Source organism: Corynebacterium sp. MSK032 (genome assembly GCF_030232065.1).
GTDB lineage: Bacteria > Actinomycetota > Actinomycetes > Mycobacteriales > Mycobacteriaceae > Corynebacterium > Corynebacterium jeikeium_D.
Genome location: NZ_JASPJR010000002.1, coordinates 114159 through 139683 on the forward strand (window position 1 = coordinate 114159; position 25525 = coordinate 139683).

Sequence of the window (25525 nt, forward strand, 5' to 3'; positions counted from 1 at the left end):
TTGAAACTGACTGCGTACTGGCGGCAGAGTTCTAGCCGCTTCATCCTAGTCGTTTGGATTTAGGACACTTAGTTCTGGTTTCTATTAGTTCTGGCCGCTTAGTTCTGGCTCAGCCCTGGCGCAAAGAGCGGATCTTTATCCGTGAAGCCGGAACTCAGCACCGGGCGAATACCAAAGCGGCCACGCGCCGCATCTGATGGCAGCGCCTCGACAGCTTTCACATCGGGCATTTTCTTGACATCCATCAACGATTCAGCGTCACCATAGACCAGTAAACCGTTGAAGCCGAGCCGTTCGTCGTCAATCGCGACGTCCGCGTAAGCAGCCGCTAACTCCAGCTGATCTTGCAGCAGCTTTTCTTCGCTAGCTGTTTTACTCGGCTGCGGCAAATACCGGGTGCTCACACCGCCGATGATTGCAGTCGATACTCGCAGAGAGGGCTCTTTTTCATAGACCTGTGCCGCTTCTTGCGCATCAAGCAGCCGATCAAAAGTCACCATCGCCCAGAACTTCGGGTCCTCCACGACTGGCTGGCCTGTCTTTAGCCGGTGGTCCTCTTTCTTCATATTCTCGAGGGACTTGTCGGCACGCTCTACGTACTGCTCGGTTGCTTCCCACGGGTCCGGGCCGAGCGCATCGCCGTTGAGGTTCTGCGGCTTGCTTACCCGATCGGAGGTCGAAGCGACTGCTAACACAATCACCAATACGACAACACAGAAACCAGAGATTAGTGCCATCACTGGCGAAATACTGCCGTCACCAGTGCTTTTCGCACGAGTTTCACGGCGTGGTGGGGTCTTGGATCCCGATGGGGTCTGCGTCATGCGCTCTGCCTCAAAACTTCCAATGCGTGGTTCAAATCATCTGGGTATGGACATTCGATTTCCATCCAGCGACCATCTGCCGGATGGTGGAAACCAAGCGAGACCGCGTGAAGCCACTGGCGGTTGAGCCCCAGCCGCTTGGCCAATGCCGGATCAGAACCGTACATGGGATCGCCGCAGCATGGGTGATTCAGCGCAGAGAAGTGCACGCGAATCTGGTGCGTACGCCCAGTTTCTAGATTCACCTTCAGCAGCGTTGCTGGGGCGAAGGCCTCAAGCGTTTCGTAGTGCGTCACAGCATGCTTGCCATCCTGGCGGACGGCAAAGCGCCAACCCGCCGACGGATGACGGCCAATCGGCGCATCAATTGTCCCGGACAGCGGATCCGGATGCCCCTGAACCAGAGCGTGATAGGTCTTGGACACCTCACGGTTTTTGAACGCCCGCTTGAGCACGGAGTAGCCCCGTTCGGAGCAGGCGACAACCATCACGCCAGAGGTGCCAACATCGAGGCGATGCACGATGCCTTTTCGCTCGGGCGGACCGGAGGTAGAAATGCGGAAACCAGCAGCCGCCAGTCCGCCGATAACCGTTGGGCCTTCCCAACCGACTGACGGATGTGCGGCCACACCGACAGGCTTGTGAACAGCCACCAAATCGGAGTCGTGGTAGAGCACGTCCATGCCCTCGACGAGTTCCTCTTTGGGAACCAATGGCTTTTCCACCGGCGGCAACAACACAGAGAGGAAAGCGTTTTCTTCCAATCGGTCGGACTTGCCAACGCTCACGCCATCGACCGTGATGTCCCCAGCCGCTGCCAAATCAGCCACCGCTGTGCGCGAGAGCCCCAACAACTTAGCCACACCGGCGTCTACCCGCATACCAGCCAAGCCCGGTGGAACGGGCATCTGCCGGGTTTCTCGGTCGGGCTGGTGCGCTCCCCCGAGTGCTGCACCACCATTTACTGCATTGTCGTTCACTGCTGTCCTCCCTCCGCCGACTGCTTCTGATCCTGCTGAGCAGATTTCTTCTCCGCTGCAATCTGATCAGCGAAGAGATCCGGCTCCTTGGAAAAAACCATCCAGATAACGAGGATAATAACGCCCACAGTAATCGCGGAGTCCGCGATATTAAATACGGCAAAACCCTTAACCGACAGGAAATCGACGACGTGGCCGACGTAGAAACCGGGTTCCCGAAACAGCCTATCGATGAGGTTGCCCAGCGCACCACCAGCAATAAGCCCCGCTGCAGTCGCCGATATAGGACTGCGCAGCCAATGGGAAAAGCACATCACAGCCAGGATGTAAACCAGCTGCAACGTGGTAAAAACCCAGGTGGCGTTCGTGCCAAAGGAAAAGGCTGCACCGGGGTTAAAAACGAGCCGCAACTCGAAGAGATCGCCAATGACCTGCACCGCAGGACGGCCATCGAGAGTCTTCAAAGCGATAATCTTGGTCAGCTGATCAATGATCGCAACTGACACAATAACCGCAGCGAGAATCCCCCGCCGCGGGAAATATGTCCTCGTTTCCTTCTTAGTCACTGTCCCATAATGGCCTAACAAACCCATATTCAGCCAACTGACACCGCCCGGGTGGTTCATATCCACCACGAAACCGGTACGCTAACCGGTGTGACTCGACGTTTCCAATCTCAGTTTGTTCCGGCCTCCTCTGCTTTACGACGTGCAGGAGGCACCACCTCCTCGTGGTTCCGTCGACCTAGCCGCAGCGACCAGCCTGGTCACACCAAGCGTGGCCTGCTGGCGAGGGTCGGCACCGCTGTTGTTGCCGCTACCACTGTGGTGTCATTGGCCGCGTGCTCGTCGGAAAGCTCGGTGGAAACGCAACCCGTGGACGTTGCACAACCCAAGGTCGAATTGACCAGTGCTGGTAGCGGTGAGCTGGCGAGCGTGCGCTGGAAGGACGACGGTGCAGAGCAGGAGTCGACCGTGGCGGTGACGCAGGGCTTCGCGCAGCGTGGCGGAAACGCCGATAGCGACCAGACGTTCCCGGACACCCGCCTGGAAATCCCCCTGACCAGCACTGTTACCAGCGATAACGATACTCGTGTGGTGACGTCAGAGGTGGGTAAACCCCACGGCTCCAACGATGAGCTGAATGAGGATATCGCTACCGCACAGGGCTTTATCTCTGATTGGTCAACAACAGCCACTGGTGAGGTCAAGGAACTCAAGCTGGGAGCGCCGGAGAAGGCGACCGACACCGCTCGCGCTGGTGTGGAGATGGCGCTGCAGCAGCTGCATTCCGTACCTATCGTCTTCCCTTCCGAGGACATCGGAAAGGATGCGACCTGGACGGTCGAAAGCGAGGTCGAAGGCCAGACCACGATGACGCAGAAGGTGACCTATACCCTGCTCAGCCGTGCGGGCGACACTGTTAATTTGAAGGTCGATGTCAAGCAGGTGCCGACCGTCACGGAGTTGGACACTGGCGGAGAGGGTGCACTGAAGGTTGTCGAGGCCACGACTGACATGCTTGCCGACCGCGTCACCATCGACCTGACTAAGCCCCTTCCGATGAAGGGCAACATCGACTTTGTGACCTCCGTGACCTACGGCGACGGCAACTCCGATGTGCGCATCACTCAGCAGACGCACCGCGGGCTGGAGTTTAAGGACGGCAGCGAGTCGAAGAAGTAGCCCAGAGCCCAGAAGAAATAGCTCTGGCCAGCGCAAGGTTAGAAGACGAGAAAGTGTCTAGGTTTATGTCACTTTTCTTCCCAAAAAATGGGCGGAACTGTCATAAACCTAGACACTTTCTTTTGTCTGCCCCAGTGCACCCGACCGGGCTAGGCTGTGATGCCTGGGCCAACGGCACCTAAGCCGGTGGAGGTGGAGGAGGCGCGTCCTCCGCCGGAGCCGGAGCTGGCGGTGGCGGGACCTCCTCAGCCGGCGGTTCAGGCGCGGGTGGCGGAACTTCCTCAGCGGGTGGTTCGGGCGCCGGAGCCGGGGCTGGCTCCTCGACCGGTGCTGGGGCCTCCTCAACCGGAGCCTCTTCAACTGGGGCTTCTTCCTCCGGCTCAGGTGGCGGCGGAGGGGTTTCGCCCGGCGCGAGGCAGAACCCAGGCTTGTGCTCCGGATCAAGCGTCGATGCCAGGTTGCAGGCCCATTCCTTGCTCAGCATCCAACGGCCATCCCTGTAAATGAAGTCCACCTGATCCACGAGCATCGGATCTTCCTCCGGGCGGAGGATATTGACACCGGCTACGGCCTGCTTCGTCGTGAAGCCGGGCGTAATCGGATCAATGACATCAAAGCTGATTTCCTGCTCATTGGCACTATTGGTGACAATGTCGAAGAAATCGCCGGCAGTATCGCCGTCCTCAATGGTCAGCGCCTTTTCCTCGATAGGTAAATCGGGGTTGATAAGGCGTGCGAGGACGTCGTTAAGCTCTGCGCGCGTCGGCAGCATGATGACGGGTTCCGCCGAGCTGGATGTCTTCGATTCAGTCGTCGGCGCTGCAGTATTGCCACCACCGCAGGCAGCTAGCCCAAGTGCGCTGACCGAGACCATCGCCGCTACTGTCACACCACGCGCTGTGCGCCAACGCATTCCGCTAACGCGCTGGTTGCAGGGGACTTTCATATGTGCACTACTCCAATAAAATCTGCATGAAGATTCGCTGGCTTCACGCCTTCCATAATCCTACACAAGGCCAAAACATCGCCTGGGTAAGATGGTGGACATGTCGACTCAGGATCATTCCCCGGCTAGCTCGACCTCGTCTAGCACGGCCTCCCCTCGCCGAATCGTTGTCATCACCACCGGCGGCACCATCGCCTGCACCACAGATCGCAGCGGTGCGCTAACCCCGACCATCTCGGGCACGGAGCTCGTCGCAGCGGTCGCGCAGCGTTATCCAGAGGGCATGTTAGAGCTGGAAGTTCGTGAGCTCGGGATGCTGGACTCGTCGAATCTCGCGTTCACCGACGTTGACCGTGTTCTCGCCGCTATTCACGAAGTGCTTGATGACGACTCCGTGGACGGTGTCGTCGTAACTCATGGCACGGACACGATGGAGGAAACGGCCATGGCTGCCGATATTTTCCATGCTGACTCGCGTCCGGTTGTCTTTACTGGTGCACAACTTCCCTATGATCATCCGGAAACCGACGGACCGGGGAACCTCTTTGAGGCCGTGACCATTGCTTCCGATGCCTCTGCGCAGGGAATTGGCGTTCTTATTGTCTTTGGCCACGCAGTCTTGCCGGTACGAGGTGCGACGAAGTGGCACACAACCGATCCTTTGGCTTTTGCCACTAATGCACCGGAGGAGCCGGTTCGTCCAGATCCGCTGCCTCTGGCGGCTTTGGCGGGCTCGAAGGTAGAGATTATCCCCGCCTACTTGGGTGCAGATGGATCACTGCTGGATTCGGCAGTCGCCGCCGGTGCACGCGGCATTGTCGTAGAAGGCCTGGGGTCGGGCAATGTCTCCGATGAGTTTGCCGCTGCCATTGCCCGGGCCATTGCCGCTGATGTGACCGTCGTGATGGCAACGCGCGTCCCGCGTGGTGATGTCCACGCCGCCTACGGCGGTGCCGGTGGCGGTGCGACGCTGGCTCGGCACGGTGTGATTAGCGCTGGTTGCGTGCATGCACCGCAGGCGCGCATCATTCTCGCCGCCGCGCTGGCTGCGAATGTGCATCCGCAGACGCTGTTCTAATTCACGCCTCGATGATGCGGATGATTTTCGCCGGGTTTCCAGCCACGACTACGCCCGCGGGAACGTCCTTAGTCACCACGGCACCCGCGGCGACCACGGAATTGTCGCCGACGTGTACACCGCCCAGGATGATGGCTCCGCCACCGATCCAGGCATTGCGTCCGATGATGATTTCATCTCCAGACTCTAGATAAGCGGCGCGGGCCTCAGCTCCCAGTGGGTGTACTGGTGGAAGAAGCTGCACGTTGGGCCCGAGCTGCGCGTAGTCGCAGATTGTCACCTTCACCACGTCAAGTGCGGTGAGCCCAAAGTTGATGAAAACGTTGTCGCCGATGTGGATGTTATCGCCGTAGTCCAGGTAAATGGGCGGGCGAACGGTGCTGCTCTCTCCGAAAGACCCCAATGCCGGTGCCAGCACTTGCTGTGCTGCCTGCTGGTTTTCGCGGAACGCGACCTCAAATTCAGCAGCCACCTGGCCAATTCGCACGTTCAGAGCCTGCGATTCCGGATGGTCCGCGATATACCACTGACCGTTTAACATGCGCTGGCGGTTATCCAGACCGTCGTCGGGAAGTGTGGTCGACGGATTCGGATCTCGATCGGTGTTGCGCAACGAGGCGCGGCGAGCTGCCTCGAGCTCTGCAATGCGGGATTCGGTAGTCATAGTGCCCCAATTTACGGACAGCGCATAAACAGAGCGCCGCGAACGGCATCGAGGCAGGCAACCGCATCACGCATCCGCGTCGGGGCCGAGTTCGTCTTCGCTTTCCCGCTCAGGTTGCGGCAAGTCGAGAGCTGCTGCTTCGTCGGATGCCAGCCACTCCGGCCAGTCCAAACTGCACACCGCAGAGCACGGGCGCAGCTCCGGGTCGTCTTCCTTCAGCGTGATCATGCGCCCGGGGCCGCTGGTGCGGCTTTCAAAGCGGACGGTCACAATCCCGTGCCCCGACCCCTGTACCCAACCATGTCCGTACTCGCTGTGGTGCACATCCGAGGTGGGTGCCCACTTAGAGTCGGAAAGCCGAACGGTCGGCAACGCGCCGGTTCCAGATAGCTCGACCAGTCCGGCAGGAGCGTCGGAAAGCGCAGGTGCTGGCACTCGATCTTCGACGGTGATAGCGCGGTCGAGCTCAGGAAACAGGACTTCTTGTATGTGCGAATCCAGCCCGGAGAAACCGACGCCCACCAGTCGCACTGGGCCGACCTCCGCGGGCGTGAACGCGATTCGGTGCGCCACTGCCATGAGGGTGTCGAAATCCTGTGTGGCGTAGGCGAGCGTCTCAGATCGGGTATGGATGCTCAGGTCAGACAGACGCACCTTGCAAGTGATGGTGCGAGCACCACGGCCATCTTTTTTGAGCCGTCGAAAAGCGGACTCACCCGCGCGATCGATGGCGGCGTGGAGCTGGGCCTGCGACTCCAGATCCTCAGGATAGGTGTACTCCGCCGATACAGACTTGGCGACATCTCGCTCCTTAACCGGCCGATCGTCCGTCCCCTGCGCCAGCTGCCACAGCATCACACCGGTTTTGGATGTCAGCGAAACCTCGACATCGCGCTGGGACATGGCGGCAAAATCACCGATCGTCTCCACGCCCAGCGTGTGCAATTTTGCAGCGGTGACAGGGCCGATGCCCCAGAGCTTCTCTACCGGTAATGGGTGTAGAAGCTCGTGATTGCGTGCGGGGTCCAGCACGTACACGCCATCGGGTTTCGCCAGGCCTGACGCAATTTTTGCGAACTGCTTGCCCGCGCCCGCGCCTATCGACGAGGCCAAGCCGGTCTCCCGCCGAATATCTGCCCGCAGTTGCTCCGCCCAGGCAATGACCTGCTCCTTCGAGGCTCCCTGAAGCTCTTCGGGTTCCATGAAAGCCTCGTCGACACTGAGCTGCTCGACCACGGGCACGCGCTCGCGGATTATAGAGAACACGCGGCGCGACACCGGCCCGTAAATGCCCTTGCGCGCGCTGACCGTCACTGCGTTCGGTGGCATGAGCCGACGTGCGCGGGCCATCGGCATAGCCGAGTGCGCGCCGTACGCGCGGGCCTCATAGGAGGCACCGGCGACCACACCTCGACCACCCAGTCCGCCGACGAGAACTGGCCGCCCGCGCAGAGTCGGGCGGGTGAGCTGCTCGACGGACGCGAAGAACGCGTCCATGTCGATGTGCAGGACCCACCGCCCGGAAGTCGGCATTGAGATTACTCTCCCCTACTGCTTGGCAATATCCGCCGAGCAGCCGTCCGCCACGTCGTAGCTCAGTGGCTCTCCGCCAGCGACGACTTCGAAGGCGGTTGCGAGAACCTCGCGGGCGATGAGGTCAGCGTGGCGGTTGGCCCATTCCTCACGCTCGGACGGGACCTGCAGCTTCACCGAGATACGGTCGGTGACCTCGAGGCCAGCGTTCTTGCGGGCATCCTGCAGACCACGGATACGGTCAGCGGCCCAGCCACGGGACTCCAGGTCCTCGTCGAGCTCGGTGTCGAGCACAACCAGACCATTGACACCGTCGACCTCAGCGGTGGAATCCGGCGAGATCGCGACCAGGTTGCGGGTGTACTCGCCCTCCTGCAGCGGAATGCCATCGGCGACAACCGCGCCGTCGACAACCTCGTAGTTGCCAGACTTCACAGCCTTGATGACCTTCTGGACATCCTTACCCAGGCGCGGACCGGCCACGCGAGCGTTGACGGAGACCTCGAAACGTCCCACCGAGTCCACGTCGGAGGTGAATTCCACCTTGTCGACGTTGACCTCGGAGGAAACGATGTCGGTGTAATCACGCAGACGTTCGGCATCCGGGAATGCCAGGGTTAGCTTCTTCAGCGGCAGGCGGTTACGCAGCTGGTTGGCCTTGCGGATGCGCGATGTTGCCGAGCAGACATTGCGGACAATGTCCATGGACTCAACGAGTTCGTCATCGGTCGGCAGCTTGTCGACGTCCGGCCAATCCTCCAGGTGCACCGAGCGGCCGCCAGTGAGCGAGCGCCAGATGACCTCGGTGGCCATCGGTAGCAGCGGAGCAGCCACGCGGGTGAGAACCTCCAGCACCGTGTACAGGGTGTTGAACGCCTCTGGGTGCTTGACATCGCCGGCCCAGAAGCGGTCGCGGGAGCGGCGCACGTACCAGTTGGTCAGTGCGTCACAGAACTGACGGACCTCATCGGTGGCAGCAGCAATGTCGGTGTTGTCCAGGCACTCAGTGACAGCACGGACAGTTGCTGCAAGCTTGGCCAGGATGTACTTGTCCAGGATGTTGTCGGAGTCCACTGACCATTCGGCCGGCTTGGAAGCGTAGAGCTGCAGGAACGAGTATGCGTTCCACATCGGGAGCAGCGCCTGGCGCACGCCCTCGCGAATGCCCTGCTCGGTGACAATCAGGTTGCCGCCGCGCAGAATCGGGCTGGACATGAGGAACCAGCGCATGGCGTCGGAGCCGTCGCGGTCGAAGACCTCGTTTACATCCGGGTAGTTGCGCTTGGACTTACTCATCTTGTTGCCGTCATCACCCAGCACGATGCCGTGGGCGACGACCTTCTTGAACGCCGGGCGGTCAAACAGTGCAACAGACAGGACGTGAAGCAGGTAGAACCAGCCGCGGGACTGGCCGATGTACTCCACAATGAAGTCGGCCGGTGCGTGGGACTCGAACCACTCCTTGTTCTCGAACGGGTAGTGGAACTGCGCAAACGGCATGGAACCGGAGTCGAACCAGACATCCAGGACATCCGGGACGCGGCGCATCATGGACTTGCCGGTCGGGTCGTCCGGGTTCGGGCGCACCAGCTCGTCAATCTCCGGGCGGTGCAGTGTGGTCGGGCGAACGCCGAAGTCCGCCTCCAGCTCATCGAGGGAACCGTAGACGTCGACACGCGGGTACTCGTCGTTGTCGGAAACCCACACCGGAATAGGCGAACCCCAGTAGCGGGTACGGGAGATATTCCAGTCACGTGCACCCTCGAGCCACTTGCCGAACTGACCGTCGCGGACGTGCTCCGGCATCCACTCAATCTCGTTGTGGTTGAGCTCCACCATGCGCTCGCGGATCTTGGTAACGGACACGAACCAGCTTGGCAGTGCCATGTAGATCAGCGGCTCGCCCGAACGCCAGGAGTGCGGGTAGGAGTGCTCGATGGTGCGGTGCTGGACGACGCGGCCAGCGGCCTTCAGGTCACGGATGATGTCCTTGTTGGCGTCGAAGACCAACTTGCCCTGGTACTCCGGCACCTGCGAAGTGAACTTACCGTCCATGTCCACCGGAATGATGACATCGATGCCATATTCATTACAGGTGTTCATATCGTCTTCACCGAATGCCGGTGCCTGGTGGACCACACCAGTACCGTCCTCGGTGGTGACATAGTCGGCCACCATAATCTGGAAGGCGTTCGGGTGATCTGCGAAGTACTCGAAGATCGGCTGGTAGGTCAGACCTTCCAGGTCAGCACCAGCGAACGTAGCCACGACCTCGTGTTCCTCACCCAATTCCTTGGCATAGGCACCAATCAGCGCCTCTGCCAGCAGGAAGGTCTTACCTGCAAACTCCGGCACGGAGGAATCCCCTCCGACCTTAACTACGGCATAGGTGACCTTCGGGTTCACGGCCAGGCCAAGGTTGGACGGCAGCGTCCACGGCGTGGTGGTCCAAGCGATAGCTGCAGTGTCAGCGAGCACCGGATTGTCCGCCAGCGTCTTCTCCGCTGCAGAGCCAGCCTTGGCGCCGGTGAACGGGAAGGTCACGGTCAGGGTCGGGTCCTGCCGCATCTTGTAGGAGTCATCCAGGCGAGTCTCCTGGTTGGACAGCGGGGTGTGCTCTGCCCAGGAGTACGGCAGCACGCGGAACCCCTGATAAACCAGGCCCTTGTTATAGAGCTCCTTGAAGGCCCAAATCACGGACTCCATGTAACTCATGTCCATGGTCTTGTATCCGCCGTCAAAATCAACCCAACGAGCTTGACGAGTGACATATTCCTTCCACTCGCCCGCATACCGCAGCACCGACTCGGCGCAGTACTTGTTGAAGTTAGCCAGACCCATTTCCTCGATCTGACCCTTGTCCTTAATACCGAGCTGCTTCTCTGCCTCCAGCTCAGCCGGCAGACCATGGCAGTCCCAGCCAAAGACACGGCCAACCTGGTAGCCACGCATGGTCTTGTAACGCGGAACGATGTCCTTAACGTAACCGGTCAGCAGGTGACCGTAGTGCGGTAGACCGTTGGCGAACGGAGGGCCGTCATAAAAGACGTATTCGTCAGCACCATCACGCTGATCGATAGAGGCCTGGAAAGTGCTGTCCTTACCCCAGTAGTCCAGGACCTTTTCTTCCAGTTCCGGGAACTTCGGGCTCGAGGTGTACTTACCAAAGTCAGCAGTGCGCGGATATGCGCCACCTGCCGGAGTGGCCTCAGCAGAGGCATTTACATCGTTCGAATTAGACACCGTTTTTACGTCGCTTCCGTGGTCGAACATCATTAATACTCACCACGGGGACGCGTGCCTAGCCCCTTCGGCGTTGTTACTGGTGACGCTGAAAAGGAGTCTCGCGCGGTACCACCCCGCTTGGCATCACGCTTTACGACGGTTCTTGCGAACAAGAACCATGCGGCTTCACGCGATAGCCCGCTTATTTAATAAGGCTTTGTAACGGTGCCAAACCGTTCGGTTCTACTGGGCCCATTTTCTACTGGACTGTTCTTCCGAAACGCTCCCCGGTGATGGCCGGCTCATTGCGCGTATGGGTGTCAGTATAGCAGTGTCTCAGGCAACTACTACAACCCTGACCGGAACAAAGAATGCGATTGGTTCACAGGGAAAGATAGCAAAAACCACCGCGCTCTGCCTCCCCTCCCTGGGGAGCCGAGCGTGGTGGTTTTCTACGTGTTGGCTACGTAATTAGTTGTTGTAGCCGTCGGCCGGGGCAGCCGACTCGCGAGAGTTCAGGTCGTCGAGCTGGGACTCCAGGAAGGTCTTCAGGCGAGTGCGGTACTCGCGCTCGAAGATGTGCAGCTCCTCGATGCGCCCCTCCAGAGCGGTCTGCTGCTCCTTGACGGTGGTCATGATCTCGTGGTGCTTGCGCTCTGCATCGTCCTGCAGCGCGGTTGCCTTCTGCTGCGCTGCGGTGATGGTGGCGTTAGAGCGAGCGTCTGCGTCGCTGATCATCTGCTCGCTGCGCTGGCGAGCGTCAGTGAGGGTCGACTCAGACTCGTTACGGGCATCAGCCAACAGCTGCTCACTGCGCTTCTTGGCATCAGCCAAAGTTGCTTCTGCCTCATTGCGAGCGTTGGTGATAGTGCGCTCGGCCTCTTCATTGGCCTCTGCCACGGTGCGGTCAGCGTTTTCACGAGCCTCGGTGACAAGCTTGTTGGCCTCAGCGTCGGCGTCAGTGGTGACGCGATCAGCGGTGTCCTGAGCAGCCTGCAGGATACGAGCAGCGCGGAGGCTAACTTCCTGCGACTCGGTGCCGGTGCTTGCTGCAACTGCCTGCGGCTGCTCCGCAGCTGCGGAGGAAGCCTGCTGTGCAGAAGCCTCTGCCTCAGAAGCACGCTTCTCAAGAGCATCCAGACGATCCTGGTAGTGAGCCTCAATCTCCTGCTGCTGAGCGCTCAGGCGCTCGTTGTACTCAGCGCGCAGCTCCTGCTCAATTTCCTTGCGCAGCTTGTCCTCATCGACAGCCGGCGCCGCAGCGGCAGCACCGGAAGCAGCGTAGTCTGCGCCGCCACCCTGCTCTAGCTGACCCTCAAGGTCCTCAACCCGCTGGCGCAGCTCAGCGTTTTCATCCTGGAGCTCACCCAGTGCGTCCTCCACGAGGTCGAGGAACTGATCGACCTCGTCCTCGTTGTAACCACGCTTGCCAATCGGAGGCTTGCTGAAAGCCACATTATGCACATCAGCCGGAGTCAACGGCATGGTGAGTTCCCCTAACACTTTGAGCGGACAGTTCTTAAGAAATCTTAAGAGAATTATTTCCAGTAGTACTGTTTACCCGGCCAATCCTACCTGCTCTAGTCACAGTCCTCACCCCATTTATTTTGGGCAGGACTCTATCCCCCACGTTCTAACCAATGGCAAAGTTCTAGTAAAACGTTAAACCTCGCCCTTACCCTGCACCTTTAGCCACAGAACTTTACCCCCGACACAATAAAAACCCATTGGGGATTACAATCCCCAACGGGTTCCTATTGTTGCCCCCGATTAACACCCCCGGCGGCAATTCAATGCCCGAGAACATCGCATTCGGGACAGTCAAAACAACACAGCTCCACCGAAATCCACATTGTGGATCCCAAGCAAACAGTTAGCGATATTTACGCCACCGCGCCGAGAGCTACCTGCAGCACCATTCGCAGAATCATAAGGATGAAGAACAAAACAAGCACAGACAAGTCCACCATCACGTTGCCCATCGGCATAGGCGGGATGAGTCGGCGCAACAGCTTCACCGGCGGGTCGGTAATGACAAAAACAACTTCGCCAATCGACGAAAACACCCTGCCTGGTCGCCAAGAGCGAGAAAATGACTGAATCATTTCAATCACAATGCGAGCCAACAGCAGATAGGTGAAAAGCTTCAGCAGGATTAGCAGAACTAGCAGTAGTGAAGACACGAATAAACAGTCTAGCTAATTAATCGAAATACGAAACACTAACAAGCCATGCGAGCCGGCTGACTAGCCGGACATCCGGTCGAACTGGCCCTCGTTGACATCGCAGCCATGCGGGTACAGGGTGAACACGGAGCCGTCAGCCTTGATTCGACCGCGCAGACCGAAAACCAGTCCAGCAACGAAGTCGACGTAGCGCTTAGCCTCAGATGGGTCAAGCTCACTCAGATCGAAGGTGACAATGTCACCGTCGCGGAAGTGCGAACCGATGTCCGGAGCCTTGGAGTACTTGTCCTGGAAACCACTTTCCGGCTTGATGAAGACCTGCTCCGGTTCCTTGGTCTCAGCAACGGAGTGCAGGTTGCCGTAGCGGTAGTCCTCCTCGCGGGAGTTCACACTTGCAGTCTCACGTGGAGCCTCTTCGCGCAGCTCGTAGCGGTGGCGCTCCGCACGACGCGAGTCGGCATAGGAGTCATCAAAACGCTCCTCGTCACGGCGGTCAAACTCGTCGTAGTGCTCGTCGTAAGCCGCGTCATCAGTCGGGGTAAGACCGAAAAAATTTGAAACCCCACGGAAGAAATCAGCCATCTTCTGCTACGTCCTTCTTAGTGTGCGAATTTAAGTCTGTGCTACCCACAACCTACCGGCTGGGTTGGCAATATCGCATAGACACGCGCAAATTTGGCGCGCCAAAATTACAACTTTGAAACTTAGCCCTGCTCAGGCAGGATTACGATGCCCGCCTGACGGCCAGTCTTCCCCTCCCGCCGGTAGGAAAAGTACTGCTCATTGTCAATAGTGCAGCTGGGCTCGACGTTGACATGCCGCACACCGAGGTCATAGAGCTGGCGTATCAGGCCGGCGCGCACGTCGACACCGGCAGTCCCCTGCTTCGTTCGCGTCTTCGCTCCGGGTAAATGCTTATCGACGTCATCGGCCATCGACTCAGGCACCTCGTAATTGTGGCCAGAAGCCGCCGCACCGAGAAGCGCATGGATATTCTCGGGCGTGGCACCGAGCTCAATCATCTTCTCGACAGATTTACGAACGATTCCGTTGCGGGCGCCGGTCCTCCCCGCGTGTACCGCAGCGGCGACACCCGCATGATCGTCGGAAAGCAAGACGGGAACGCAATCGGCAACGAGTACTACCAGCGCGAGACCCGGCGTGGTCGTGACGATGGCGTCGGTGGCCGGGACAGGCTCAGTTTGTGGTTCGTTGACGACGGTGACCGTGTTGGTGTGAAGCTGCTCCATATAGACGAAGCGGGCACGGTCGATTCCCAGAGAATCGGCCAAGCGCTGGCGGTTGCGTTCGACTGCGGACGGGTCATCGCCGACATGATCTCCAAGATTGAAGGAATCATATGGTGGCAGCGAAAACCCGCCGCGCCGATTCGTCAGAATTTTTCGGCTGCGGCGGGATTCAGTCATGATTTCTTAGAAGCCCCACTCCGGCAGGTCGCTGGAAGCCTGGTAGCCGCCACGACGGTCGTCGCGGTCATCGCGCCCCTCGGAACGGTGAGCACCACGGTAGGTGCGGTTTTCCTGCGTACGCGGTGTCGGGTTGTCGGTGAACAGACCACCGCTGTTCGGGTTGGTGCGCGGGACAAAGCGGTCGCGATCCTCACGCTCGCGCGGCTGTGCGACCGGGCGCTCTTCCTCCGCACGCGGGGCCGGAGCGCCGAGGTTGTCACCGCCCGGCAGTGCGCTGCCCTGTCGCGGTGCCTGCTCAGCGGCCGGACGCGCCTCGGCATCCTGTGCAGCCGGACGTGCAGCGGCACCTGCGGCTGGCTTGTCCAGCGGGTTGCCGTTACCCTGCTCAAAACCGGTAGCAATCACAGTGACGCGAACTTCGTCACCGAGGTTGTCGTCGATAATGGTACCGAAGATGATGTTGGCATCCGGATCAGCCTTTTCCTCCACGATGGACGCGGCGGCGTTGACCTCCATCAGGCCGAGATCGGAGCCACCGGCGACGGAAATAAGCACACCCTGTGCACCATCCATGGTGGACTCCAGCAGCGGGGAGTTAATGGCCTGAGTCGCGGCATTCATCACACGGTCGTCGCCGCGTGCGGAGCCAACGCCCATCAGAGCCGAGCCAGCCTCAGCCATTACCGAGCGGACGTCGGCGAAGTCGACGTTAATCATGCCCGGAATGGTAATCAGGTCAGTAATACCCTGGACACCGTTGTAAAGAATCTCGTCGGCAAAGCGGAACGCGTCCATCATGGACAGATCCTGCTCACCAATCTGCAGCAGACGCTGGTTCGGAATGGTGATAAGGGTGTCACAGACCTCCTTGAGGGTTTCAATGCCCTCAGCGGCCTGGCGTGCACGGCGCTTGCCCTCGAAGTCGAACGGCTTGGTTACCACGCCGACGGTCAGGGCACCGGACTTCTTGGCGATGCTCGCGACAACCGGAGCTGCACCGGTACCGGTTCCACCGCCCTCACCTGCGGTAACGAAGACCATGTCGGCACCCTTGAGGGTCTCTTCAATCTCGTCCTTGTGGTCTTCCGCGGAAGTGCGGCCAACCTCGGGGTTAGCGCCAGCTCCCAGACCACGAGTTGCCTCACGCCCAATGTCGAGCTTGACATCAGCGTCGGAGAACATCAGGGCCTGCGAGTCGGTGTTGACTGCGATAAATTCGACACCCTTCAGCCCCTCCTCGATCATGCGGTTGACAGCATTGACGCCACCGCCGCCGACACCGACGACTTTGATAACGGCGAGGTAGTTATTCGGGGAGGTCATTGCGCGTTTCTCGCCCTTTCCTATAGGTCCTAAATAATTTCATCTAGCCACGTTGCACATGGGCCGCACGACAGCATTGGCACCGCCGGGCAGTACAGCTCTCCATGACACCGCACGGAAGAAGTGCATCATGGCCGAAAAGCTGTTGACCCCATTGTGGTCGAAAACTGCAAATAATTCAGCGACCTTTTAGCGCGTGTCGCTACCTTAAACCTGCACTTGAGGGATAGTGTTTAGCCACAGAAATCACTCCAGACACCACCATTCTCTACTCTCCCTTAGCAGCGGGTAGTCGGGGGTTGGAGACATTCCAAATCTTCTCGCCACGGTTCAGCACAATCTCCGTCGCGCGTGCCTTTTCTGCCGCATTATCCGAGGACCCGAAGTACACCTCGTATCCATCGGTCAGAAATAGCTTGATTTCTGCCTCGGAAGGAGCGCTAATCCGCTCCACACGGTGTGCAACGGGCTCTGGCAACGCCTTGACGACGTTCAAAACCGCCTTGATAACGCGCGGTTCGGGGTCAACTTTGCCGTCTGTTGGCTCATCCACGCGAGGTGCATCAACAACCTCGATGACACCCGCCGGCGGGGCTGCCGTGACGAACTCCTGACCATTTGCGGAAAACAGATGCTCTCCGTCAGTGGCACGGACAAACACCACCGGGGTGAATTCCCGTACCGAAATAGTCACGCCCTGCGGCCACGAACGACTGACCGTCACGCTATCGACCCACGGCTGCCCCGCCACGGAGCGCGCTGAGGCATCCGTGTCCAAGCGAATGAGCTTTTGATTCTCGGAGATACCACTGGCCTCGACAATCGCGTCTTTATCCCCGTGGACGACGCCCTCAACATCGATGTTTTTCACAACCAGCCACGGCGAAAACCACACCACCGCTGCAACGATGGCGATAATCGCGACCAGGCCACCGCCGATGAGCCAGCCGCGTCGCGGGGCGCGCGCTGAACGCCGACGCCGCGACGCTGTTGTGCCCCGGCCTGCACCGTCGGTCTGCTGAGATTGCTTTCGGCTGGTTTTCACAGTGCTACGACTCCACCTGTTCGTCGTTGTCGCCGCTGAGCTCGCGCACGATTTCGTCGGCAAGCATCGTCACAGAGCCAGCGCCGATGGTCAGAATGACATCGTGCGGTTCGGCGATTTCGCGAACGCGAGCCGGGACGCTGGTGAAATGCGGCTCATACGTCACAGGGATGGTCATTTTGTTGGCAATGAGCGCGCCGTCGACGCCCGGCAGTGGCTCCTCGCGGGCGCCGAAGACATCGAGCAATACGGCCTTGTCCGCCAGAGACAGGGCGGCAGCGAACTCTTCGGCAAAGTTGCGAGTACGCGAGTACAAGTGAGGCTGGAACACAGCGATGACCTTGCCACGACCGGCCTCGGTGACCAACTCCCGAGCTGCGCCCAGAACTGCGGAGACCTCGGTCGGGTGATGCGCGTAGTCGTCGTAGATACGAGCGCCAACAAATGGGCCCTCGCCGATACTGCCGTGGTAGTCAAAGCGGCGACGAACACCGGTGAATTCACCGAGACCGCGCGCCATACGCCCCAAATCTGCCCCGACGCAGTCGCCACCGACCATTGCAGCCAGCGCGTTGAGCGCCATGTGACGGCCGGGCTGATGAAGTTCAAACCTCACCGATGTCGAGCCAACAGTGGCCTCCACGCGGGCACCACCACCGACCGGAGTCCAGCCGTGCAAAACGGCACCGACCGGCAGCGTCGGGTGTTGAGCCAAGGCTTCTTCCCCACCATAAGCCAGCACGTTAATGCCGCGCTCCACCGCGCGCTCGCCCAATGCGGCCGCATGCGGATCCTCAGCACAGATGACCAGATGACCGCCATCCTTAATGCGCTCTGCAAAAGCGTCAAAGACGGCGTAGTAGGTCTCGTCGTCACCGAAAAAGTCAAGGTGATCGGGCTCGATGTTGGTAATTACGGCCACTTCCGGCTGGTAGGTCAACAACGAGGCATCCGACTCATCGGCCTCAGCAACAAAGACATCGCCACTGCCCTGGTGAGCATTGACACCGGCCTTGCTCATCAGACCGCCAACGGCAAAAGACGGATCCAAACCAGCTGCCTGCAAAGCGGCGACGGTCATCGACGTAGTCGAGGTCTTGCCGTGAGTACCGGCGATCAGGAGAGCCTTGGAGTCCTGCATCAACAGCGCTAACACATCGGAGCGCTTGAGCACCGGAATGTCCAGCTCATGTGCACCGGCCAGCTCCGGATTCGTCTTCGGAATAGCTGCGAAGGAAATGACCACTGCGTCCGGCAGCTCTCCCTCGCCAGCAAGCTCAAGATTCGCACGGTCATGCCCAATGGCGATGGTGGCTCCCATCGCACGCAGTCCCACCACCGCGCGGGACTCCTTGACATCGGAACCGGTAACACGAATGCCACGCGCCAACAGGATGCGAGCGATACCGGACATACCGGCACCGCCAATGCCAATCATGTGGACACTTGCGGGCAGCTCTCCCGTTACCGGCTGAAAGTCATCGAAATTAACGTTCATGTTTATGCTCGCTTTACTTCTTAGAGTTCACAGCCGCAGACAGCACCCGACGGGCGATGTTCTCCGCAGCGTTACCATGTCCAATGTTGGCCAGGGCGCGGCGCCCGTCGGCAAGCTTTTCTGGGGACGTGACCAGCGGAATCACGATATCCGAAACTGATGCCGCAGTCAGCGACTCGTCGGCGATGAGAATACCGCCACCAGCATCGATGACATCGGTGGCGTTGAGCGCCTGTTCCCCATTTCCGTGTGGCAGCGGTACATACACCGCAGGCAAGCCGACAGCTGAGACTTCAGCCACCGTCATCGCACCGGAACGGCACAAAATCAGGTCGGCGGCGGAGTACGCCAGATCCATCCGGTCGATGTACGGCACAGCGACATAGGGGGCGTCCTCGCGGATAGCCTCGACCTCGACGTGATTCTTCTTGCCGTAGGCATGCAGTACAGATACACCGGCGTTGGCGAGCTCTGCGGCTGCACCGGTAACAGCTTCGTTGATGGAACGTGCCCCCTGCGAACCACCGGTGACAAAGAGCACCGGACCCTCCTGCGGTAAACCGAAGAACTCGCGGGCTTCGGCACGCTTGGCGTCGCGGTCCAACGCCGCGAGACTGGCACGCACGGGATTGCCAACAACCTCGGCCTTCAGGCCAGAGCCAGTCACGGCGGCCAAGCCGACGCCCCCGAGTGCGACACCGAGCTTATTGGCCAGGCCCGCACGGGCGTTGGCCTCGTGAACCAGGAACGGAATCTTCTTCCCCGCACGGCACGCCATGTAGGCCGGTGCCGATACGTAGCCACCAAAGCCGATGACCGCATCAGCGTCAATACGCTTGAAAACCTTGCGGGTCTCACGCACCGCACGAGCGACGTTGAGAGGCAGCTTGAACAAATCCGCAGTCGGCTTGCGCGGCACCGGCACTGGCGGAATCAGCTCCAGGTCATAGCCTCGCGCCGGTACGAGGGTCGACTCCAACCCCCGATTCGTACCGAGTGCAATGACGCGGGCATCCGGCTGCAGTTTCAAAATCGCATCCGCTACTGCCAGTGCAGGTTCGATATGGCCAGCCGTACCACCGCCGGCCACCACAATGGTCGGAGCAGAGCCATCTTCCTTGAGAAACTGCTCAGACTCCGAAGCGCCTTTCGCCCCAGCGGCTGCGCCCAGATTCTTGTCTGCCATGGTGTTATCGATTCCTCCTCCGCGGTGCTGAACCGCCGTTCCTATTGTTTCGGCCCGGGCGCTGGCGCGAACGCGACTGTCCGCCACGGCCTTCGCCCCGAATCCTACTGCCCCGGCCTGAGCTTGACGACGACCAGGAGCCCTGTGACCGTCCAGCCCGCGGCGACCTCGCTGTAAATCCCCGCGTCCGTCCGTTGTCACTGCGAGGGGAATAATCCACTTCGCGGCCACGAACGCTGCCCGAGTTTCCGGAGCTGCCGGAGGTTCGGGAGCCACGCTGCGGGGCGGCACCTCGACCACTGCGGCTGCCTCCACTACGGCCGGGCCGATTGGGTCGGTCAGCTCGGCCACTGTAGGTTTCCCGCACCTGCGCCCCCTCGCCGCGTGGAGTACGCGCTCCACTGGTCACCACGGGAGGACCGAAGCGTTGCGGATCGCGATGGGCACGCACCTTCGGCGCGTGGCGACGCGATTCGTCATACGGGATTGGTTCCGGAATACCCAGGAACCTGTCCAGCCCCGGACGTCCCGAAGTCTGCATTGCAGAGACTGCCTCCGATTCGTGGCGGGCACATGTGGCCAGCAGACCCATCGAGAACAACGTCACCATCGCCGATGTACCACCGGCGGAAATCAGCGGCAGCTGCAGACCAGTCACTGGCAACGCACCAACGACGTAGCCGATGTTGATGAAAGCCTGCACCACGGTTGCAGCAGTAATCGTGCCCGCGAGCAGACGGAGAAACGGATCGTTCTGACGACCGGCGATACGAAGTCCCACCCAGCCGAGCGCTGCGTAGAGCAAAATAACCATCAGCGCGCCGAGGAAACCAGTCTCCTCACCGATAATGGCGAAAATGAAGTCATTCTTCGCCTCCGGTAGGTATCCCCACTTCGCGCTCGACTGACCGAGACCGACACCGGTGAGAGAGCCGTCGGCAAGCGAAAGAAAGCCTTGGTAGGACTGGTAGGCATCGCCCTGCACGTCGTTGAAGTTACCAACCAGCGAGTCCAAGTAGACCCTGATTCGCGCCGAACGGAAACCCGCGGTGACGGTAAAAATCACCAGGGCGAAAGCCGCAGCGGCAAGCAGCCCGGTGATGAATACGCGCGGCAGGCCAGCGAACCACGCCAACGCCACCACGACGAACGCCATGGAAGCAACCATGCCGAGGTCACGCTGCAGCATCACCAGTGCCAATACCACGAAGCTGACCGCACCGAACAGCCCGAACAAATCGGTATAGGACACAGCAGTGCGGACCTTTTCAGCCAGCAGCTTCGAACCCCACAGTGCCAGCGCGATCTTCGCGATTTCTGACGGCTGCATGGTGATACCACCAATACTCAGCCACGAACGCGCACCGGTTTCCTCCAGGCCGATGCCGATACCAGGGATAATCACCAAAACCAGCAGCACAAAGGACAAAATCAGCGCTGCTGTCGATAGCGAGCGAATCAATTCCACCCGCATTCGCAGCACAATCCACATGGAGATAAGACCCGCCACCACCATGACCAGCTGACGGATGAACACCGACCACACGCTGCCCGAGTCATTACCCGCGCTGGCCATGGATGCCGACAGCACCATCACCAGTCCGATTGACGTCAGCAGCGCGACGATAATCATCAGCAGGTGGTAGTCGAACAGCGGACGCGACTTCCAGTCGTTAAAACGCTCCACCCACGCCGGCCGTTCTCGAGCACTAGAGCTTGACGACGAAGGCCGCTGTGAACTGGCAGCCTTCGTCCCCTTTTGTGCCGTCGCGGCGCTAGCGCTTAAATTACGAGCCTTGCGGGAGTTATCCATCAGTTGACGTCACCTTCTGCGCCCATTGCGCGAACAAGTCGCCACGTTCAGCCATACCGGAGTACATGTCCAAGCTGGCGGCAGCTGGTGCCAACAGCACCACATCCCCAGGGTTGGCATATTCACTAGCTGCCATACAGACCTTCGCCATGGCATCGACCTTGTCGGTGTCATCAATGACAACGACCGGCACAGCAGGTGCGATGCGGGAGAGCGCATCGCTGACTAGTTGCCTATCGACGCCCAGAACCACGGCGGCCTGCAGGCGGTGAGCATGCTTCGCCACTAGCGGCGAGATTTCCGCGCCCTTGAGCTGACCACCGACGATCCAAACGACACGCTCATGACCGGACAGTGCAGCGTCGGCAGCGTGGGGGTTGGTGGCCTTGGAGTCATCAATCCACACGACATCATTTGCCTTATGGACAATCTGACCGCGGTGTGCCCGAACTTCGAAAGTCTCCAATGCCGCTGCAATTTGCTCCGGTGAGGTACCGATACTGCGCGCCATCGCAGTGGCGGCCACCGCGTCGAGAACACCTGCCCGGCCGGGAGGAGAAATTCCCGCTACCGGTGCGATGACAATGCCCGGACCAGAGTCGTCAGCTGCGGCATCGCCGCCGCCAAAAGCACGGTCGACAATCATGCCGTCGCGAACTCCGACCTGGTGTGCCTCCGGGGGACCATCGGTAAAGCCCACGACGGAGTTGCCGAGCTCGTCGTTTTTCAGCATCTTTTCCACGTGCTCGACGACATCTGCGTCATCCGCACCGTAGATTGCGACAGTACCGCGCAGCGCACGGGTCTTGTCCAGACCGTAGTTTTCGTAAGAACCGTGCCAGTCGATGTGGTCTTCCGCCAGGTTCAGCAGTACTCCCGCATCTGGGCGAATGTTTGGAGCCCAGTGCAGCTGGAAGCTGGACAGCTCTGCGGCCAACACCTCGATACGAGGCTCAGCAGTCAGTGCGTCGTACAGAGCCACACCAATGTTGCCCACAGCTGCGCCCTGCTCCCCGAGCATGGCGGCCAGCATGGAGGTGGTTGTGGTCTTGCCGTTAGTGCCGGTGACTACCAACCAGGTCCGTTTCGGACCCCACAGCTGGGCACAGTCGCCGGCGAAAGCCAGCGCCACATCACCGAATACCGGGACACCGGCCTCAGCGGCGGCGCCGAACAGCGGACTGGTCGGACGCCACCCCGGGGAGGTCACGATCGCAACCGCGTCGGCAAGCTCGTCGCGAGCGTCTGCGGTCGTGACATGCCGAACCGAAAAGTCAGCGGCAACCAGTGCGCCGAGCGCGGAGTCGTCCACGACGACAACTTCCGGACAGCCGATGTCCTTAAGCATCGCAATGGCACCGCGACCGGAAACCCCGGCACCTGCCACCAGAACTCGACCAGAGCGCACCGTAGCGACTAAGTCGAGATTTCGGATATCGGTGAGGTTGGTCGGGTCTGGTGAGTTAATCATTGAAATACGCCTACCTGAGAGAGCCAGTCACTGTAGAAGATGGCTGCGCCAATCATGTTGAAAATGCCTGCGAGTAGCCAGAAGCGAACGACAACAGTTGTCTCCGCCCAACCTCCGTTTTCGAAGTGGTGATGGAGAGGAGCCATGCGGAATACGCGCTTGCCAGTCGTTTGGAAAACCGCGATCTGGATTGCCACGGAAGCAACTTCCATCACGAAGATGAAGCCAATGATAACCATCAGCAGCTCAGTCTTGGTGACAAATGACAGACCCGCTACCAAACCGCCAAGAGCCAGCGAACCGGTATCTCCCATGAAGATCTTTGCCGGCGCTGCATTCCACCACAGGAAGCCCAAACAGGCGCCCAGACCCGCGACGGAAATAACGGCGATATCCAGTGGATCGCGGACGTTGTAGCAACCGCTGCCCAGCGAAGCCTCGCAAGAGTTACGGAACTGCCAGAAGGAAATCAGCGTGTAGGTGGCCAGTAGCAGCGCGGTGGCGCCAGCGGCCAGGCCGTCAAGGCCATCAGTGAGGTTGACGGCATTCGTCCATGCGGCAATGACGATGAAGACAAATACCAGGAAGACAATCATGCCGAACCACACAGGCCCCGGTGCCAGATTCAGGAACGGAATATCTCGAATCAGCGACAAGCTCGTCGAACCGGGAGTCAAGCCAGACGCATCCGGGAACTGCAGCAGCAGCACGCCGAAAATCAGCGCTGCCGCCAGCTGCCCAACCAGCTTCGCTGTCTTGTTCAGCCCCAGGTTGCGTCCTTTGTAGAGTTTGATGAAGTCATCGGCAAAACCCAATGCGCCCATCGCCAGAACCAGGAACATGACCAACAGACCGGAGGCGGACGGCCCTACGCCAGTCTGGATATACGTAACGAGGTGTGAGAGGAAATAGCCAGCGACGATTGCGGCGATGATGGCGATGCCGCCCATGGTCGGAGTTCCACGCTTGCGCAGGTGGCTCTTCGGCCCTTCTTCACGGATCTCCTGGCCAAGACCTTCAGCAGAGAATTTGCGAATAAGCACTGGTGTTAAAAAGACACTCACCAGGAATGCAATCGCACCACTGAGAATAAGTTGAATCACTTACTTTTCCTCTCCGCTTTCACCTTCGGGCGTAGTCCCAACCTTGGCAGCCAGCGAGTCCGCGACCCGCCACATACCGTCCGCATAGGAGGCCTTGACTAACACCACATCGTCCGGACGCACCTCGGCCGCCACCAAATCCGCGGCAGTGGATGTATCCGGCACCCTAGAAGTATTTAACCCCAACTCTTCCGCTTTGTCGGCCAGGGCATGCACATTAGAACTCTCTCCGACTGCAATTAGTCGATCGATGCCGCGGCCCACAAGGTACTCGCCAAGCGACGAGTGCTCATCTTCAGCGGAATCACCAAGCTCACCCATCTGTCCCAGCACGGCCCACGATGAGGCGTCCTGGTGCGTTGGGCCAGCTGCTGTACGTGCCAGAGCGTCAATCCCCGCACGCATCGAATCAGGGTTGGCATTATAGGAGTCGTTAATTACGACGATATTGCCAGTGAGCTGCTGGACATCCATGCGCCGCTCTGACGCTGCCACATGCGCAGCCATCGCCTTTGCGACCTGCTCAGCATCAATACCGGACTCCACTGCCACCGCAATCGCCGCCAGGGCATTGGCCACTTGGTGCGCACCATAGACCTGCAGTTGGATCGGGAATGTACGCCCATCCGGTACATGCAGGTCAAAAGATGCACGAGCAAAATCATCGAGATGCACATTCGTGGCGCGGTAATCCGCGGTTGCGTGGCGTTCGGAGTTCTCATCGGCAGAGAAGAACACCACCTTCGCCTGGGTACGCGGAGCCATGCCAGTGACGTAGTCATCGTCGGCATTGAGTACGGCCACACCGCCCTGCTCCGCAGCCGGCAGCGCTTCCACGAGCTCGCCCTTAGCCTGCGCGATTGCCTCGCGCGAGCCAAACTCACCAAGGTGCGCCGTGCCAACATTGAGCACCGCACCGATCGTCGGTGGCGCGATGCGCGCCAGGTGGGCCACATGCCCAATTCCGCGTGCGCTCATCTCCGCAACCAGGTACTTCGTCTCCGGAGTGCACTGCAGCACCGTGTACGGATGCCCAATTTCGTTATTAAACGACCCCTTCGGCGCCACCGTCGGACCGTCGGTACGCAGCAGCGTCGCCATCATGTCCTTCGTCGACGTCTTTCCCGCCGAACCCGTCACACCGACGACATGCAGCTGATCCTTCTTCAGCTCGTCGACGACGTAACGCGCCAACTTACCAAGCGCTTCCAGCACCGCCGCCCCGGAACCATCCGGATCGTGTGCAAATGCGTCGGCATTGGAGTCCTGCTTACCAAGGGGCTTGACGACGACCGCAGGTTGCCCAACATCTCGTGCCGCCAGTGCCATCGGCGCTCCAGCTGCTACAGCCTGATCGATGAAGTCGTGGCCGTCGACACGCGCGCCCGGCAGGGCGAGGAAGAGCGAGCCTTCGCGAATCTTTCGGGAGTCGAATTCTGCGGGCTGAGTCACTGTGGCGTCATCATCGACGTGGGCGAGTTCACCTCCCACGATGTGAGCGATTTCCGCGGCGGTCAGGGCAATCATGATGTCTA

General features: G+C 59.8%; 21 protein-coding genes. 2 read left to right on the top strand and 19 right to left on the bottom strand.

The features are described from left to right. Positions 1 to 98: 98 nt before the first annotated feature. The 3 genes from QP995_RS01710 to lspA form a co-directional block, all read right to left on the bottom strand. A complete protein-coding gene (locus tag QP995_RS01710) occupies positions 99 to 824 on the bottom strand; it encodes a hypothetical protein (RefSeq protein WP_049193997.1) in 726 nt (241 codons plus the stop codon). Beyond that, positions 821 to 1732, bottom strand: a complete 912-nt coding sequence (locus QP995_RS01715; RefSeq protein ID WP_042389388.1) for an RluA family pseudouridine synthase — start codon at positions 1730 to 1732, stop codon at positions 821 to 823. The genes QP995_RS01710 and QP995_RS01715 overlap by 4 nt, the downstream gene beginning before the upstream one ends. Positions 1733 to 1800: 68 nt before the next feature. After that, complete coding sequence (gene lspA / locus QP995_RS01720; protein ID WP_049193998.1) at positions 1801 to 2370, bottom strand: signal peptidase II; 570 nt, start codon at positions 2368 to 2370, stop codon at positions 1801 to 1803. Positions 2371 to 2460: 90 nt separating this feature from the next. On the opposite strand from lspA, the gene QP995_RS01725 reads away from it, so the two are divergent. Next, positions 2461 to 3489 carry a hypothetical protein gene (locus tag QP995_RS01725; protein WP_246821782.1) on the top strand — a complete coding sequence of 343 codons (1029 nt, stop codon included), beginning with the start codon at positions 2461 to 2463 and terminating at the stop codon, positions 3487 to 3489. Between the two features lie 178 nt (positions 3490 to 3667). Here the strand turns inward: QP995_RS01725 and QP995_RS01730 are convergent, their stop codons facing one another. After that, positions 3668 to 4435 (bottom strand): WKL family lipoprotein, encoded by a 768-nt coding sequence (locus QP995_RS01730; RefSeq protein ID WP_049190453.1) that lies wholly within the window; start codon positions 4433 to 4435, stop codon positions 3668 to 3670. Positions 4436 to 4526: 91 nt separating this feature from the next. On the opposite strand from QP995_RS01730, the gene QP995_RS01735 reads away from it, so the two are divergent. Further along, on the top strand, positions 4527 to 5513 hold the full coding sequence (locus tag QP995_RS01735) for an asparaginase (protein WP_080969603.1): 987 nt from the start codon (positions 4527 to 4529) through the stop codon (positions 5511 to 5513). 1 nt (position 5514) lies between these two features. Here the strand turns inward: QP995_RS01735 and QP995_RS01740 are convergent, their stop codons facing one another. The 15 genes from QP995_RS01740 to QP995_RS01810 all read right to left on the bottom strand — a co-directional run bounded on the left by QP995_RS01740 (position 5515) and on the right by QP995_RS01810 (position 25517). After that, positions 5515 to 6177 carry a DapH/DapD/GlmU-related protein gene (locus QP995_RS01740; RefSeq protein WP_080969604.1) on the bottom strand — a complete coding sequence of 221 codons (663 nt, stop codon included), beginning with the start codon at positions 6175 to 6177 and terminating at the stop codon, positions 5515 to 5517. A 66-nt stretch (positions 6178 to 6243) separates the two neighbouring features. Continuing rightward, complete coding sequence (locus QP995_RS01745; protein ID WP_284852851.1) at positions 6244 to 7710, bottom strand: DNA polymerase IV; 1467 nt, start codon at positions 7708 to 7710, stop codon at positions 6244 to 6246. 15 nt (positions 7711 to 7725) lie between these two features. After that, positions 7726 to 10986 carry an isoleucine--tRNA ligase gene (gene ileS, locus QP995_RS01750; RefSeq protein WP_284852852.1) on the bottom strand — a complete coding sequence of 1087 codons (3261 nt, stop codon included), beginning with the start codon at positions 10984 to 10986 and terminating at the stop codon, positions 7726 to 7728. Between the two features lie 420 nt (positions 10987 to 11406). Beyond that, positions 11407 to 12420 (bottom strand): DivIVA domain-containing protein, encoded by a 1014-nt coding sequence (locus QP995_RS01755; protein WP_049170271.1) that lies wholly within the window; start codon positions 12418 to 12420, stop codon positions 11407 to 11409. A 398-nt stretch (positions 12421 to 12818) separates the two neighbouring features. Further along, positions 12819 to 13118, bottom strand: a complete 300-nt coding sequence (locus QP995_RS01760; RefSeq protein WP_284852853.1) for a YggT family protein — start codon at positions 13116 to 13118, stop codon at positions 12819 to 12821. Between the two features lie 63 nt (positions 13119 to 13181). Further along, the gene (gene sepF / locus QP995_RS01765; protein ID WP_048731168.1) at positions 13182 to 13703 is read right to left on the bottom strand and encodes a cell division protein SepF; all 522 of its coding nucleotides are present in this window, start codon (positions 13701 to 13703) and stop codon (positions 13182 to 13184) included. 122 nt (positions 13704 to 13825) lie between these two features. Next, positions 13826 to 14548, bottom strand: coding sequence for a peptidoglycan editing factor PgeF (gene pgeF / locus QP995_RS01770; RefSeq protein WP_049170269.1), 723 nt, complete (start codon positions 14546 to 14548; stop codon positions 13826 to 13828). A 6-nt stretch (positions 14549 to 14554) separates the two neighbouring features. Beyond that, positions 14555 to 15874 (bottom strand): cell division protein FtsZ, encoded by a 1320-nt coding sequence (gene ftsZ / locus QP995_RS01775; RefSeq protein WP_049170267.1) that lies wholly within the window; start codon positions 15872 to 15874, stop codon positions 14555 to 14557. A 268-nt stretch (positions 15875 to 16142) separates the two neighbouring features. Further along, on the bottom strand, positions 16143 to 16919 hold the full coding sequence (locus QP995_RS01780; protein WP_049170266.1) for a cell division protein FtsQ/DivIB: 777 nt from the start codon (positions 16917 to 16919) through the stop codon (positions 16143 to 16145). 4 nt (positions 16920 to 16923) lie between these two features. Further along, on the bottom strand, positions 16924 to 18417 hold the full coding sequence (gene murC, locus QP995_RS01785; RefSeq protein WP_049170265.1) for a UDP-N-acetylmuramate--L-alanine ligase: 1494 nt from the start codon (positions 18415 to 18417) through the stop codon (positions 16924 to 16926). Positions 18418 to 18430: 13 nt separating this feature from the next. Then, complete coding sequence (gene murG / locus QP995_RS01790) at positions 18431 to 19603, bottom strand: undecaprenyldiphospho-muramoylpentapeptide beta-N-acetylglucosaminyltransferase (protein ID WP_016422999.1); 1173 nt, start codon at positions 19601 to 19603, stop codon at positions 18431 to 18433. Between the two features lie 4 nt (positions 19604 to 19607). After that, complete coding sequence (ftsW, locus tag QP995_RS01795; protein WP_284852854.1) at positions 19608 to 21416, bottom strand: putative lipid II flippase FtsW; 1809 nt, start codon at positions 21414 to 21416, stop codon at positions 19608 to 19610. Next, the gene (gene murD, locus QP995_RS01800; protein ID WP_016423001.1) at positions 21409 to 22887 is read right to left on the bottom strand and encodes a UDP-N-acetylmuramoyl-L-alanine--D-glutamate ligase; all 1479 of its coding nucleotides are present in this window, start codon (positions 22885 to 22887) and stop codon (positions 21409 to 21411) included. The genes ftsW and murD overlap by 8 nt, the downstream gene beginning before the upstream one ends. Beyond that, positions 22884 to 23990 carry a phospho-N-acetylmuramoyl-pentapeptide-transferase gene (gene mraY / locus QP995_RS01805; protein ID WP_016423002.1) on the bottom strand — a complete coding sequence of 369 codons (1107 nt, stop codon included), beginning with the start codon at positions 23988 to 23990 and terminating at the stop codon, positions 22884 to 22886. Before mraY ends, murD begins: the two co-directional genes overlap by 4 nt. Further along, on the bottom strand, positions 23991 to 25517 hold the full coding sequence (locus tag QP995_RS01810; RefSeq protein WP_284852855.1) for a UDP-N-acetylmuramoyl-tripeptide--D-alanyl-D-alanine ligase: 1527 nt from the start codon (positions 25515 to 25517) through the stop codon (positions 23991 to 23993). Positions 25518 to 25525 lie beyond the last annotated feature (8 nt).